This is a genomic window from Agromyces solani (genome assembly GCF_058349925.1).
Map to the genome: position 1 here is coordinate 965,856 of NZ_JBYRER010000001.1, position 12,562 is coordinate 978,417.

13 protein-coding genes and 1 tRNA gene are annotated in these 12,562 nt (G+C 71.8%); 10 read left to right on the forward strand and 4 right to left on the reverse strand.

What is annotated here, in order from left to right; translation table 11 throughout:
• Positions 1-18: 18 nt before the first annotated feature.
• Positions 19-1,221, reverse strand: coding sequence for a Na+/H+ antiporter NhaA (gene nhaA / locus AC3RJ7_RS04490; RefSeq protein WP_491454623.1), 1,203 nt, complete (start codon positions 1,219-1,221; stop codon positions 19-21).
• A gap of 154 nt (positions 1,222-1,375) precedes the next feature.
• Between nhaA and AC3RJ7_RS04495 the strand changes: the two genes are divergently transcribed.
• The gene (locus AC3RJ7_RS04495; protein WP_491454624.1) at positions 1,376-2,032 is read left to right on the forward strand and encodes a LysE family transporter; all 657 of its coding nucleotides are present in this window, start codon (positions 1,376-1,378) and stop codon (positions 2,030-2,032) included.
• A 49-nt stretch (positions 2,033-2,081) separates the two neighbouring features.
• Complete coding sequence (locus AC3RJ7_RS04500) at positions 2,082-2,768, forward strand: MazG family protein (RefSeq protein ID WP_491454625.1); 687 nt, start codon at positions 2,082-2,084, stop codon at positions 2,766-2,768.
• A 7-nt stretch (positions 2,769-2,775) separates the two neighbouring features.
• Here the strand turns inward: AC3RJ7_RS04500 and AC3RJ7_RS04505 are convergent, their stop codons facing one another.
• Positions 2,776-3,855: an ABC transporter permease gene (locus AC3RJ7_RS04505; RefSeq protein ID WP_491454626.1), complete on the reverse strand. Its 1,080-nt coding sequence runs from the start codon at positions 3,853-3,855 to the stop codon at positions 2,776-2,778.
• A complete protein-coding gene (locus AC3RJ7_RS04510; protein WP_491454627.1) occupies positions 3,852-4,772 on the reverse strand; it encodes an ABC transporter ATP-binding protein in 921 nt (306 codons plus the stop codon). The genes AC3RJ7_RS04505 and AC3RJ7_RS04510 overlap by 4 nt, the downstream gene beginning before the upstream one ends.
• A 183-nt stretch (positions 4,773-4,955) precedes the next feature.
• On the opposite strand from AC3RJ7_RS04510, the gene hisS reads away from it, so the two are divergent.
• On the forward strand, positions 4,956-6,224 hold the full coding sequence (hisS, locus tag AC3RJ7_RS04515) for a histidine--tRNA ligase (protein WP_491454628.1): 1,269 nt from the start codon (positions 4,956-4,958) through the stop codon (positions 6,222-6,224).
• 223 nt (positions 6,225-6,447) lie between these two features.
• Complete coding sequence (eno, locus tag AC3RJ7_RS04520) at positions 6,448-7,728, forward strand: phosphopyruvate hydratase (protein ID WP_491454629.1); 1,281 nt, start codon at positions 6,448-6,450, stop codon at positions 7,726-7,728.
• Here the strand turns inward: eno and AC3RJ7_RS04525 are convergent.
• Positions 7,718-8,116, reverse strand: coding sequence for a hypothetical protein (locus tag AC3RJ7_RS04525; protein WP_491454630.1), 399 nt, complete (start codon positions 8,114-8,116; stop codon positions 7,718-7,720). The two genes, eno and AC3RJ7_RS04525, sit on opposite strands and share 11 nt — an antisense overlap.
• Before the next feature lie 25 nt (positions 8,117-8,141).
• Between AC3RJ7_RS04525 and AC3RJ7_RS04530 the strand changes: the two genes are divergently transcribed.
• The 6 genes from AC3RJ7_RS04530 to AC3RJ7_RS04555 all read left to right on the forward strand — a co-directional run bounded on the left by AC3RJ7_RS04530 (position 8,142) and on the right by AC3RJ7_RS04555 (position 12,485).
• Positions 8,142-8,555: an FtsB family cell division protein gene (locus AC3RJ7_RS04530; protein WP_491454631.1), complete on the forward strand. Its 414-nt coding sequence runs from the start codon at positions 8,142-8,144 to the stop codon at positions 8,553-8,555.
• Complete coding sequence (locus tag AC3RJ7_RS04535) at positions 8,552-9,073, forward strand: DUF501 domain-containing protein (RefSeq protein ID WP_491454632.1); 522 nt, start codon at positions 8,552-8,554, stop codon at positions 9,071-9,073. The genes AC3RJ7_RS04530 and AC3RJ7_RS04535 overlap by 4 nt, the downstream gene beginning before the upstream one ends.
• A complete protein-coding gene (locus tag AC3RJ7_RS04540) occupies positions 9,070-10,362 on the forward strand; it encodes a S8 family serine peptidase (RefSeq protein ID WP_491454633.1) in 1,293 nt (430 codons plus the stop codon). Before AC3RJ7_RS04535 ends, AC3RJ7_RS04540 begins: the two co-directional genes overlap by 4 nt.
• A 48-nt stretch (positions 10,363-10,410) precedes the next feature.
• Positions 10,411-11,823: an NAD(P)/FAD-dependent oxidoreductase gene (locus AC3RJ7_RS04545; protein WP_491454634.1), complete on the forward strand. Its 1,413-nt coding sequence runs from the start codon at positions 10,411-10,413 to the stop codon at positions 11,821-11,823.
• Positions 11,824-11,895: 72 nt separating this feature from the next.
• A tRNA-Leu gene (locus tag AC3RJ7_RS04550) sits at positions 11,896-11,969 on the forward strand.
• Positions 11,970-12,095: 126 nt separating this feature from the next.
• Positions 12,096-12,485: an SHOCT domain-containing protein gene (locus AC3RJ7_RS04555; protein WP_491454635.1), complete on the forward strand. Its 390-nt coding sequence runs from the start codon at positions 12,096-12,098 to the stop codon at positions 12,483-12,485.
• Positions 12,486-12,562: the final 77 nt, after the last annotated feature.

The window sequence follows — 12,562 nt, forward strand, 5'->3', positions numbered from 1 at the left end:
GTCGGCGATCGCCGCGCGTCAGTGCGCGAACGCGCCGCCGACGCCCGATTTCGCGCCGTGCCGTCGGTACCACGACGACCGCAGCGCGACGGCGATCGCCGACACGACGATCGCGATGCCCGAACCGAGCAGCACCGCGAGCGTGCCCTTGTCGGCGATCTCGGGCATGCCCGCGAAGGCGAGTTCGTTCATGAGCAGCGAGACGGTGAAGCCGACGCCCCCGAGGGCGCCGACGACGAGCAGGTCGACGAACGTGAGCGGCGTCGCGTCGGCGCGACGGTGCGCGACGAGTCCGCCGAGCCCGCCGACGAGCGAGATGCCGAGGACCTTGCCGACGGGCAGCGCCACGAGGATGCCCCAGAACGCCGGGTCGAGCTCGCTCGGCGCCATCTGCGGCACCGCGACCATCGCCGCCGACAGCGCGAACAGCGGCAGGATCACGCCGTTCGACCACGGCTCGAGGACGTGCGCCGCCCGGCCGCCTGGGCGGCGACTCATCACGAGGCCGAGCGCGACGCCCGCGATCGTCGCGTGCACGCCCGACCGGTAGACGAAGTACCACGCGACGACGCCGAGCACGACGAGCAGCAGCACGATCGGCCACTGCGGGCGCCGGCCGAGGATGTACGCCGAGCGCGGCTTCAGGAGCCGGCTCACCGCGCCGAACAGCACGATCGCGATACCCGCGAACCCGAGCGCGGCGAGGTCGGCGTCGCTCGTGAAGAAGAACGCGATGATGAGGATCGCGATGAGGTCGTCGAGCACGGCGAGGGCGAGGAGGAAGACGCGGACGCGCGTCGGGATCCAGGTGCCGAACACGGCGAGCACCCCGAGGGCGAAGGCGATGTCGGTCGCCGTCGGGATCGGCCAGCCGTCGACGGTCTCGGTGCCGGCCGTGAATGCGACGTAGATGAGCGCGGGCACGATGACGCCGCCGACCGCCGCGATCGCCGGCAGCAGCGCCTTCGACAGCGAGTTCAGCTCGCCGATCACGAGTTCGCGCTTGAGCTCGACGGCGACGATGAAGAAGAAGATCGCGAGCAGGCCGTCGCTGATCCAATGCCCGATCGACAGGTCGAGACCGAGCCACGGCAGGTCGAGGTGCTCGGTCTTCAGCTCGATGAGCGACGACCCGGCGGGCGTGTTCGCGATGATGAGGCCGAGCGCGGCGGCGATCAGCAGGAGGGCGGCGGCCCAGCGTTCGGAACGGAGGACGTTCATGCGGATCCTTCGGGTACGACGTACGTGTGCTGCCGACCAGACTTCCCGGCTCTCCGGGTCGATCCTATCGGCGGCCCGCCGCGCGACGGCGTCGCCGCACCGCGGTCCCCCGACGGCGGCGAGCACCGGCCCCTGCGCCGCCTAGGCTGGTGCGATGCCGTTCTCGCTCTGGATCACGCTGCTCGTCGCGTGCCTCGTGATCAGCTTCACCCCGGGCGCCGGCGCCATCAACACGATGGGCAACTCGCTCACCCACGGCTTCCGCCGCTCGATCTGGGGCATCCTCGGCCAGCAGGCGGCTCTGCTCATCCACATCGTGATCGTCGCGCTCGGCGTCGGCGTGCTCGTCGCCTCGTCCGAGCTGGCGTTCAACGTCATCCGGTACGCGGGCGCCGCATACCTCGTCTACCTCGGCATCCGGCAGATGCTCGCGAAGCCCACGCCGGCCGCGGCCGACGACGATGACGACGAGCCGGATGCCGCGGGGCCGGCGCTCGCCGCGACATCCGAGAGCCGATGGTCGATGTTCACGCGAGGGCTCTGGGTGAACCTGCTGAACCCGAAGGCGATCGTGTTCTTCCTGGCGTTCCTGCCGCAGTTCATCCGTCCGGGCGAGCCGCTGTGGCTGCAGTACCTCATCGTGACGATCACGGTCATCACGGTCGACATCGCCGTGATGTGGGGCTTCTTCGCGGCGGCCGCGCACGGCTTCCGCCGATTCACCCGCACCGAGCGCGGCCAGCGCACGCTCAACCTCGTGTTCGGCGGCCTCTTCATCGCCGTCGCGCTGCTGCTCGCATTCGTGCACTGAGCCGGTCGGGCGCGGGCCCGACGCGGTCCGCCCGGCATAGGCTGCCGGTATGAGCCAAGCCCACGCCGGTCTCGACGAACTCATCGCCACGGTCGCCCTGCTGCGCGCCCCGGGCGGCTGCCCGTGGGACGCCGACCAGACGCACGAGTCGCTCGTGCAGTACCTCGTGGAGGAGTGCTGGGAGCTGATCGACGCGATCGAGGCGGGCGACCGAGCCGAGATGATCGAGGAGCTCGGCGACGTGCTGTACCAGGTGCTCTTCCACGCAGACATCGCGGCGCACACCGACGGCGAGCGGTTCGACATCGACGACGTCGCACGCCACATGACGGCCAAGATGGTGTCGCGGCATCCGCACGTGTTCGGCGACCGCGAGGCCGAGACGGCCGACGACGTCGTCGCCTTCTGGGAGGACCTGAAGGCCGACGAGAAGCCGCACCGCACGAGCGTGCTCGACGGGGTGCCGCGCGGCATGCCCGCGCTCGCGCTCGCGCAGAAGATGCTCGGCAAGGCCGAGAAGGCGGGCGTCACCGCCGCGGCGATCGCGGATGCCTCGGGGCCCGCGCCGATCGCGCCGTCGACCGAGGACGAGCTCGGCCGCCTGCTGTTCGGACTCGCCGCCTCGGCCCGCTCGCAGGGGCTCGACGCCGAACGGGCGCTGCGGGGCGCGGTGCGCGCCTTCGAGGCCGAAGTGCACGGCGTCGAGCAGTCGGGCGCGGCGGGCGTCGCCGGCTGACGGCGGCCTACGCGATCCGGCTTCCGGCCGCGAGCCGCCTCGCCGGCACCTCGGTGCGCTTCCACGCCCAGACGAGCGCGCCGGCCCCGAGCAGCACGTGGATCGTGAGCCCGACGAACCACGAGGGAACCGAACGGTCGTAGATCTCCTGCGGGGTCGGATAGTCGTCGTAGACGCCTCCGCCCTTCGACCAGGCCGCGCACTCGTCGGTGACGACGTCGGTCTCGGGCGGCTGCTGCGCCTGGCGCACGCCGACGGCGATCCAGCCGAACAGGTCGCTCGGGTTGCCGTACTCGTCGAACGTCCCCGGTGCGGCGTCCGCGACGACGACGTACGGGTTCGCCGCGAGGAATCCCCACACGAGGTCGAAGCGCGGCGTCGTGCTCTCCCAGGTGCTCGGCGGGAGGCAGGGCACCTCGCCGCCGTCGGGCGCGAGGCCCTTCTCGTCGAGCCGGTCGTGGTCGACCGCGATGTACGTCTGCCGGACGGGGGTCTGGATCGCGGCCCCGCCGAGCCCGAAGGCGATGAGCGTGCCCACCGACAGCGCCGCGACGACGAGGTAGGTGACGACGACCGAGAAGAGCGGGCGGGTGATCACGCCCGAGAGCCCGACGCCGACGGCGGCGATGACGCCGAGCTCGATCGCGAGCACGAGCACCGAGGTGAAGACCGTCGCCGCGGAGACGTCGCCGAGCACGATGCCGAAGGTGAGGAACGGCAGCGACGCGGCCAGGAACGCGAGCGCGGTCAGCCACGCGGCGACCCACTTGCCGATCACGAGCTGCGCCGTCGTCACGAGGGTCACCTGGGTCGTCGCGAGCGTGCCAGCGTCGCGCTCGCCGTTGATCGCGTTGCCGCTGAGGGCCGGCGAGACGAGGGTGCCGAGCAGCAGCACGAAGAAGACCACCGTCGAGAACACGCCGCCGCCGCCCGAGGTCCACGCCGTCGTCGAGACGACGACGAGTGCGGTGACGGCCGCCACGAGCACGACGAACACGCCGAGCAGCACGTACCAGGCGACGCCGCGCACCCGCTGCTTGAGGTCGAGCACGACGATGAGCCACATGCCGCGCAGGAAGCCGCTCATGCCTCGCCTCCCGGGCGGTTGAGGTCGTGGAAGACGTGCTCGAGGTCGCCCACCGCCGGGGCGAACGACGAGATCGGCACCCCCGAGCCGACGAGGTGGGCGAGCATCTGCGCCGCGTCGGCCTCGCTCGAGAACGGCACGATCGCGCCGAAGCGGTCGAACGCCGCCACCTCGCCGTAGCCCGCGGCGCCGAGCACCGCGGCGAGCCGTTCGGGGTCGAGCGAACGGATGCGCCAGGCGCGCGCGGTGCGGCCGGCCCGCTCGACCTCATCGGGCGCGGCCGTCTCGCCGGCGGCGAGGTAGACCGCCGTGTCGGCCATCTCCTCGAGCTCGGCGAGCACGTGACTCGAGACGATCACCGTCTTGCCCTCCCCGGCGAGGCGCCGCACGAGCTCGCGCAGCTCGGTGCGGGCGGCGGGATCGAGCCCCGAGGCGGGCTCGTCGAGCAGCAGCACCTCGGGGTCGTGCACGAGGGCGCGGGCGAGGCTCAGCCGCTGCTTCTGGCCCCGGGAGAGCACCCGCGTGGGCTGGTCGGCGAGCGGCGCGAGCCCCACGAGCTCGATGAGCTCCTCGGCGCGAACGGATGCCTCGTCGAACGTCATCCCGTACATGCGCCCGCTCGTGGTGAGCGCGGTCCGGACGCTGAGCGCGGGCCAGGAGCCGAGTGCGTCGGGCATCCACCCCATTCGGCGCCGCACCTGGTGCGGTTCGGTCACGGGGTCGAAGCCCGCGACCCGGATGCGTCCGGCGTCGGGGGCGAGCAGGGTCGCGAGCATGAGGAGCAGCGTCGTCTTGCCGGCGCCGTTCGGCCCGATCAGCCCGGCGACCGAGCCCGCCGCGACCTCGAAGCTCGCGCGCCGTACGGCGCGCACCTCGCCGAACGAGCGGGCGACGCCCTCGACCGTGATGCCCGACATGCGGTCTCCCCCCTGCGACGCCGGGGTGGCCCGCCGGGCGTCGTCGGTCGAGTGTAGGGCGGCGCAGCGCCCGGGCGCGAGGGTCGCGCGCGAGGCGTTGCCAAGCCGTTGCGAAGCCGATGCCGGGTCGTTGCGGGTCTCGACGGGACGAGCCGGCCGCCTGCGACTGGAAGAATGGCACGCATGGCCCAGAACGTGACGCCCCCGCGCGGCATGCGCGACTTCCTCCCCGCCGAGAAGGCGCGACGCGAGCACGCCCTCGGTGTGATCCGCGGCGTCTACGCGGCGCACGGCTTCGACGAGATCGAGACGCCGGTCATGGAGGACTCGGCGCGACTGCACGCGGGCCTCGGCGGCGACAACGAGAAGCTCGCCTTCGCCGTCATGAAGCGCGGGCTCACGGCCGACGACCTGGCGGCGGCCGCGGCATCCGGCGACGCCCTCGCACTGGCCGACCTCGGCCTGCGCTACGACCTGACCGTGCCGCTCGCCCGGTTCTACGCGACGCACCGCGCCGCCTTGCCGCCCGTGTTCCGCTCGATCCAGATCGCTCCCGTCTGGCGAGCCGAGCGCCCGCAGAAGGGCCGCTACCGCCAGTTCGTGCAGTGCGACATCGACGTGATCGGCGACGCGACGCCGCTCGCCGAGCTCGAGCTGCTCACCGCGACCGTCGCGACGCTCGACGCGCTCGGCCTCTCGGGCTGCACGATCCGCATCAACGACCGGCGCATCCTGCAGGGCATCCTCGCATCGTGGGGCGTGCACGACGACCTGCGCGAGCGAGCGCTCATCACGATCGACAAGCTCGACAAGATCGGCACCGGGGGAGTGGCGGCCGAACTCGTCGAACTCGGCGTCGTCGGGGCCGACGCCCCGGTCGCGGCGGAGCTCGACGCGCTCACCTCCGCCGACTGGAACCTGGCGTCGGGCGTCGTGCCGCCGCCCGCCTGGCTCGACCGGGCTGCGTACGCCGACCTGCTCGCGATCCGGCAGGCGCTGCCGGGCGCGGCGATCGAGTTCGACCCGACGCTCGTGCGCGGCATGGGCTACTACACCGGAACGATCTTCGAGATCGCGCACCCCGAGTTCGGCTACTCGCTCGGCGGCGGCGGTCGCTACGACCACATGGTCGGGCGCTTCCTCGGCCAGGAGGTGCCGGCCTGCGGCTTCTCGATCGGCTTCGAGCGCATCGTCGACCTCCTCGAGGTGCGGGACGACGCGCGGCCGCGCGCCGTGGTCCTCGTGCACGACGGGGATGTCCCGGCCGACCGCCTGCTCGCGATCAAGGGCGAGCTCGTCGCCGCCGGAGCGCGCGTTCGCCTCGAGCGCCGCGTGAAGAACGTGCGCGCCCTGCTCGACCGCGTGACCGCCGACGGCTTCGAGGCGTTCGCCTCGGTGACCGCCGCGACGCCCGACGCCGCCTCCCTCGAGTTCCGCGAGCTCTCCGCGTAACGCCGGCCCACGCCCGCGAGCGTCGCCGTTCCGACCGAGCCCGCCCGCTTCAACGGGCGCTCCGGGCGCGAACGGCGACACTCGAAGCCAAGCTGCACATGGATCGCGCCAACCCGGCCCGCGGGCGTCACGCGGCGAGCACGAGACATCCTCGACCTCTAGACTCGTGAGCGGATCACGACGGCGTCGTCCACCAGTCACCCCCATCACAGAGGAGTCCACTGTGGCATTCATCGAAGCTGTAGGTGCGCGCGAGATTCTCGATTCGCGCGGCAACCCGACCGTCGAGGTCGAGGTGCTGCTCGACGACGGCACGCTCGCCCGTGCGGCGGTGCCCTCGGGTGCCTCGACCGGCGCCTTCGAGGCCTATGAACTGCGCGACGGCGACGCCGACCGCTACCTCGGCAAGGGCGTGCAGAAGGCCGTCGACGCCGTGCTCGACGAGCTCGGCCCGGCCATCGAGGACCTCGACGCGAGCGACCAGCGACTCGTCGACGCCGCCCTCATCGAGGCCGACGGCACCGACAACAAGAGCCGCCTCGGCGCGAACGCCATCCTCGGCGTGAGCCTCGCGGTCTCGAAGGCGGCGGCCGACTCGGCCGACCTGCCGCTCTTCCGCTACCTCGGCGGCCCGAACGCGCACGTGCTGCCCGTGCCCATGATGAACATCATCAACGGCGGCGCCCACGCCGACACCGGTGTCGACATCCAGGAGTTCATGATCCTCCCGGTCGGCGCGCCGACCTTCTCGGAGGGTCTGCGCTGGGGCGTCGAGACCTATCACGCGCTCAAGAGCCTGCTCAAGGCCAACGGCCTCTCGACGGGCCTCGGCGACGAGGGCGGCTTCGCGCCCGACCTCGCGAACAACCGCGCGGCGCTCGACCTCATCTCGGAGGCGATCGGCAAGGCCGGCTTCACGCTCGGCACCGACATCGCGCTCGGCCTCGACGTCGCGTCGACCGAGTTCTTCGAGAACGGCGCCTACCGCTTCGAGGGCAAGGACCGCAGCGCCGCCGAGATGAGCGCGTACTACGCCGAGCTCGCCGCCGCCTACCCGCTCGTGTCGATCGAGGACCCGCTGGCCGAGGACGACTGGGAGGGCTGGGCCGCCCTCACCGCCGAGCTGGGCGGCAAGCTGCAGCTCGTCGGCGACGACCTGTTCGTCACCAACCCGAAGCGCCTGGCCGACGGCATCGCCAAGCGCACGGGCAACTCGATCCTCGTGAAGGTCAACCAGATCGGCACGCTGACCGAGACCCTCGACGCCGTGTCGCTCGCGCAGCGCTCGGGCTACACCGCGGTGCTCTCGCACCGTTCGGGCGAGACCGAGGACACGACGATCGCCGACCTCGCGGTCGCCACGAACGCGGGTCAGATCAAGACGGGCGCGCCCGCCCGGTCGGAGCGCGTCGCGAAGTACAATCAGCTTCTGAGGATCGAAGAAGAGCTCGGTGAGGCCGCGGTGTACGCGGGCCGCACGGCGTTCCCGCGCTTCACGGCGTGATCGCGTAGCGACATCGCGACGGGGGCGGCCGGGTGGCCGCCCCCGTCGTCGTCTTCCGGGCCGTCATGAGGAGGGCGATGAACGGCGACTCCTCCCGCACCCCTCGCCGGCCCGCGAACCCGGCGGGCTCCCGCGTGCCGCGGTCGCGCCCGAAGCCCGGGGCGGATGCCTCGGAGCCGGCCACGACGAAGCGCGCGAAGCCGGCTTCGACCGACGCGAAGCCGGCGGTCTCGGGCACGAAGCCCGCGACGCCGAGCACGTCGCCGCGCGCGAAGCGCTCCGGCGGGCACCCGGGCGGCGCGACGCCGCGGAACGCGAAGCCGCGCGCGACCGCCCCGTCCGGCCGCGGGTCGGCGTCGGCGACGCGAGCGGGTTGGCTCAGCGGCATCCGATTCTCAGGATTCTCGCTGATCATGTTGGGCATACTCGTGCTCGCGGTCGTGGTGCTCGCGCCGACGATCGCCGCGTTCGCCCAGCAGCGTGCGCAGCTCGCGGAGCTCAGGGCCGCCGTCTCCGCCCAGGAGGAGGAGGTCCAGCGGCTCCGCGACGAGCGCGAGCGCTGGAACGACGAGACGTTCATCGTCACGCAGGCGCGTGAGCGGCTCTACTACGTGATGCCGGGCGAGGTGAGCTACCTCGTCATCGACGACCGCGACGCGGCCGCGAAGACCGAAGAGACGACGGCCGTCTCGGCCGAAGTGACCGAATCGAAGGGCGATTGGATGCGCACCCTGCTCGACTCCGTGATGACCGCGGGGCTCGCGCCCGAGGCGGGCGCGACCGACGCGCCCGCGACCGACGCCCCGTCGACGGAGGAGGGCCGATGACCCGCCCGCCCTTCGAGCCGGTCGCCGAGCGCGACCTCCGCATCCTCACGGCGCAGCTCGGCCGCCCCGTCCGCGACGTGGTCGGCATCGCCGCGCGCTGCGTGTGCGGCAACCCCACCGTCGTCGCGACCGCGCCTCGGCTGGCCGACGGGACGCCGTTCCCGACGTTCTACTACCTGTCGCACCCGGCCGCGACGGCGGCGATGTCGTTCCTCGAGGCCGGCCAGCTGATGGTCGAGTTCAGCGAGCTGCTCGCGAACGACGACGAGGTGCGCGCCGGCTACGAGCAGGCGCACCGCGACTACCTGGCCGACCGCGGGCAGTTCGGCGACGTGGCCGAGATCGCGGGCATCTCCGCCGGCGGCATGCCGACGCGCGTCAAGTGCCTGCACGCGCTCGCCGCCCACGCGCTCGCCGCAGGCCCCGGGGCGAACCCCATCGGCGACCTGGCGCTCGCCCGATCGAGCTGGTCGCCCGACGTCTGCAAGTGCCCCGACTACGGAGTCGACGAGGCATGACCCCGTCCAGCCGTGCCGAACGCGCGCGCGCGACCGTCGCGAGGTCGGCGGTCGCCGTCGTCGCGGCGGTCGCGGTCGCACTCGGCGGCGCGGCGCCGGCGCAGGCCGACACGGTGCGCGACTACGAGTACTGGCTCGGGGACTACGGATTCACGACGGCGTGGTCGACGACGCAGGGCAAGGGCGTCACGGTCGCGATCATCGACACCGGCGTGAACGGCAGCGTCACCGAGCTCCGGGGTGTCGTGAAGGGCGGCACGGATGTCTCGGGCCTCGGCACCCCCGATGGGCAGACGCCCGTCGGCGACCCCGAGGACAGCGCCCACGGCACGATGGTCGCCTCGCTCCTCGCCGGTCGCGGCACCGGCGAGGGGAACGGCGTGATCGGCGTGGCGCCCGAGGCCGACCTGCTGACCGTGTCGGTCGCGTTCGGCCAGGACACGGGCGCCGAGAAGTCGAACGACGAGCAGATCGCCGAAGGCGTGAAGTGGGCCGTCGACAACGGCGCCGACGTGATCAACATGTCGCTCACCCGCAACACCCGCGACTGGCCCGAGAGCTGGGACGACGCGTTCACGTACGCGTTCGAGCACGACGTCGTCGTCGTCGCGGCGGCCGGCAACCGCGGCAGCGGCACGACCGAGGTCGGCGCTCCGGCGACGATCCCCGGCGTGCTCGCCGTCGCGGGCGTCGACAAGGAGAAGAACGCGAGCCTCGACGCGAGCGCCCAGGGCATCACGCTCGGCGTCGCCGCCCCCAGCGAGGACCTCGTCGGCGTGCGGCCCGACGGCCGCGTCGCGATCTGGAGCGGCACGAGCGGCGCGGCCCCGCTCGTCTCCGGCATGGTCGCGCTCGTGCGCGCCGAGTACCCCGAGCTCGACGCGGCCAACGTCATCAACCGGGTCATCCAGACCGCCGACCCGAACGGGCACGCGGTGCCGAGCCCGCTGTACGGCTACGGGCTCATCGATCCGGTCGCCGCCCTCCAGGCCGAGGTCGAGAGCGTCGACGAGAATCCGCTCGGAAGCCTCGAGGAGTGGATCACCATCCACCGCCGCGCCACGTCGACGACGCCGACGCCCGAGGCGACGGAGCAGGAGATCGTCCCGATCGCCGATCCGCCCCCACCGGTCGACGAGGGCACGGCGACCATGCTGCCCACGCCGTGGACACTGGCCTACATCACGGTGCCGCTCTCGCTCGTCGCAGGATTTGGTACGCTAGCAGCGCTGTTGGGCATCGGCGCCATTCGGCATACCAGGCGGGCGGTACGCGCGCGCGACGACTGATCGCGAGCACCGCGTCGCATTCACCAGATACCAAGGAGTCCATTCACCGTGCCCAAGATTCTCATCGTCGGCGGTGGCTATGCGGGGTTCTACACGGCGTGGAAGCTCGAGAAGTGGCTTCGCCCCGGCGAGGCCGAGGTGACGGTCGTCGACCCGCTGCCGTACATGACGTACCAGCCCTTCCTGCCCGAGGTCGCGGCGGGTTCGATCGAGCCGCGCCACTCGGTCACCTCGCACCGCCGCCACCTCAAGAAGACGAACGTCGTCACCGCGAAGGTCACGAAGATCGACCACGCGTCGAAGACCGCGACGATCACCCCCGAGCTCGGCGAGCCGTGGGAGTTCGAGTACGACGTCGTCGTCGTCACGGGCGGTGCGGTGTCGCGCACCTTCCCGATCCCCGGCATCGCCGACAACGCGATCGGCCTGAAGACGGTCGAAGAGGCCGTCGCGATCCGCGACCGCGTGCTCACCAACTTCGACAAGGCGTCGAACCTGCCCCCCGGCCCCGAGCGCGAGCGCCTGCTCACCTTCGTGGTCGTCGGCGGCGGCTTCGCGGGCATCGAGGTCTTCGCCGAGCTCCGCTCGTTCGCGAGCGCGCTGCTCGAGTACTACCCGCAGCTGACGTTCGACGAGACGCACTTCCACCTCATCGAGGCCATGGGGCGCATCATGCCCGAGGTCTCGCTGCCCACGAGCCACTGGGTCATCAAGCACCTCGCGCAGCGCGGTGCCGAGATCCACCTCGACACGCAGCTCACGAGCGCCGTCGACGGCAAGATCGAGCTGTCGACCGGCGAGAGCTTCGAGTCCGACCTCATCGTGTGGACGGCCGGCGTCATGGCGAACCCCGCCATCGTCCGCTCGAGCGACCTGCCCGTCGAGGAGCGCGGCCGCATCAAGACCCGCGCCGACCTCCGCGTCGGCGGTGAAGAGGACGACGAGATCGTGGCCGACGCCTGGGCGGCCGGCGACATCTCGGCCGTGCCCGACCTCACGGGCGGCGGCGTCGGCGGCTACTGCGTGCCGAACGCCCAGCACGCCGTGCGCCAGGGCAAGCTGCTCGCGAAGAACATCGTCGCCGTGCTCCGCGGCGAGGAGCCGAAGCAGTACGTGCACAAGAACCTCGGTGCCGTGGCCGGCCTCGGCATCGGCTCGGGCGTGTTCCAGTCGGGCAAGATCGCGATCAAGGGCCTCTTCGCCTGGTTCGCCCACCGCGGCTACCACGGCCTCGCGATGCCCAGCTGGGAGCGCAAGTTCCGTGTGTTCTGGGGCTGGTGGAACAACTTCTGGCTCGGCCGCGACATCGTGTCGCTCTCGGCCCTGCAGCAGCCGCGTGCCCAGTTCGAACTGTTCGCCGCGCGCCCGAAGCCGCCGGCCGTCGAGGCTCCGGCTCCTGCGGCGGAGGCACCGGCCAAGGCTGCGAAATCGACGAAGAAGGAGCCCGTCGCCGCCAAGTAGCGGTTCGGCCCTGACTATGCTGTGACGCGGCGTCGCCCTTCGGGGCGGCGCCGCGTCGGCGTTCCGGCGCACGCCCCCATAGCCCAACCGGCAGAGGCAGGCGGCTTAAACCCGCCACAGTCTGGGTTCGAATCCCAGTGGGGGCACCGGGTCCGCGCCCCGACACGCCGGGCGTCATGCGATTCGAATGATGTGGCCGCGTCGGGCGGGGGAGTACGTTCGAGGCATCCTCGCGCAAGATGGTCTCGCCGAGTGACGAAAGGGGCACGCTGATGAACAGCTTCTGGGACTTCCTCGTCTGGCTCTTCTGGATCTACGTCATGTTCGCGTGCATCTGGATCTTCATCACCGTCATCATCGACATCTTCCGCGACCACACGCTCAACGGCTGGGCCAAGGCCCTGTGGCTGATCTTCCTGGTGTTCCTGCCGTTCCTGGCGGCGTTCATCTACCTGATCGCGCGCGGCAAGTCGATGGCCGAGCGGCGCATGCAGGAGCAGGTGGACGCCCAGGCGCAGGCCAACGCGTACATCCGGAGCGTCGCCGGTGGCGGCGGCAGCTCGGCGGCCGCCGACATCGAGAAGGCCAAGGGGCTGCTCGACTCGGGCGCGATCTCGCAGGCCGAGTACGACCAGCTGAAGGCGAAGGCGCTCGCCGGCTGATCCGAGGGATCCACCGACGGCGGTCGTGCATGGGGGTGCACGGCCGCCGTCGTCGTGCTCGTCGAGCAGGGCCCTCG

Bases quoted from the DNA above. Each gene is read 5' to 3' on its own strand.
- nhaA (WP_491454623.1), bottom strand. From the start codon at position 1,221: ATGAACGTCCTCCGTTCCGAACGCTGGGCCGCCGCCCTCCTGCTGATC.
- AC3RJ7_RS04495 (WP_491454624.1), top strand. From the start codon at position 1,376: ATGCCGTTCTCGCTCTGGATCACGCTGCTCGTCGCGTGCCTCGTGATC.
- AC3RJ7_RS04500 (WP_491454625.1), top strand. From the start codon at position 2,082: ATGAGCCAAGCCCACGCCGGTCTCGACGAACTCATCGCCACGGTCGCC.
- AC3RJ7_RS04505 (WP_491454626.1), bottom strand. From the start codon at position 3,855: ATGAGCGGCTTCCTGCGCGGCATGTGGCTCATCGTCGTGCTCGACCTC.
- AC3RJ7_RS04510 (WP_491454627.1), bottom strand. From the start codon at position 4,772: ATGTCGGGCATCACGGTCGAGGGCGTCGCCCGCTCGTTCGGCGAGGTG.
- hisS (WP_491454628.1), top strand. From the start codon at position 4,956: ATGGCCCAGAACGTGACGCCCCCGCGCGGCATGCGCGACTTCCTCCCC.
- AC3RJ7_RS04525 (WP_491454630.1), bottom strand. From the start codon at position 8,116: ATGCCGCTGAGCCAACCCGCTCGCGTCGCCGACGCCGACCCGCGGCCG.
- AC3RJ7_RS04530 (WP_491454631.1), top strand. From the start codon at position 8,142: ATGTTGGGCATACTCGTGCTCGCGGTCGTGGTGCTCGCGCCGACGATC.
- AC3RJ7_RS04535 (WP_491454632.1), top strand. From the start codon at position 8,552: ATGACCCGCCCGCCCTTCGAGCCGGTCGCCGAGCGCGACCTCCGCATC.
- AC3RJ7_RS04540 (WP_491454633.1), top strand. From the start codon at position 9,070: ATGACCCCGTCCAGCCGTGCCGAACGCGCGCGCGCGACCGTCGCGAGG.
- AC3RJ7_RS04555 (WP_491454635.1), top strand. From the start codon at position 12,096: ATGAACAGCTTCTGGGACTTCCTCGTCTGGCTCTTCTGGATCTACGTC.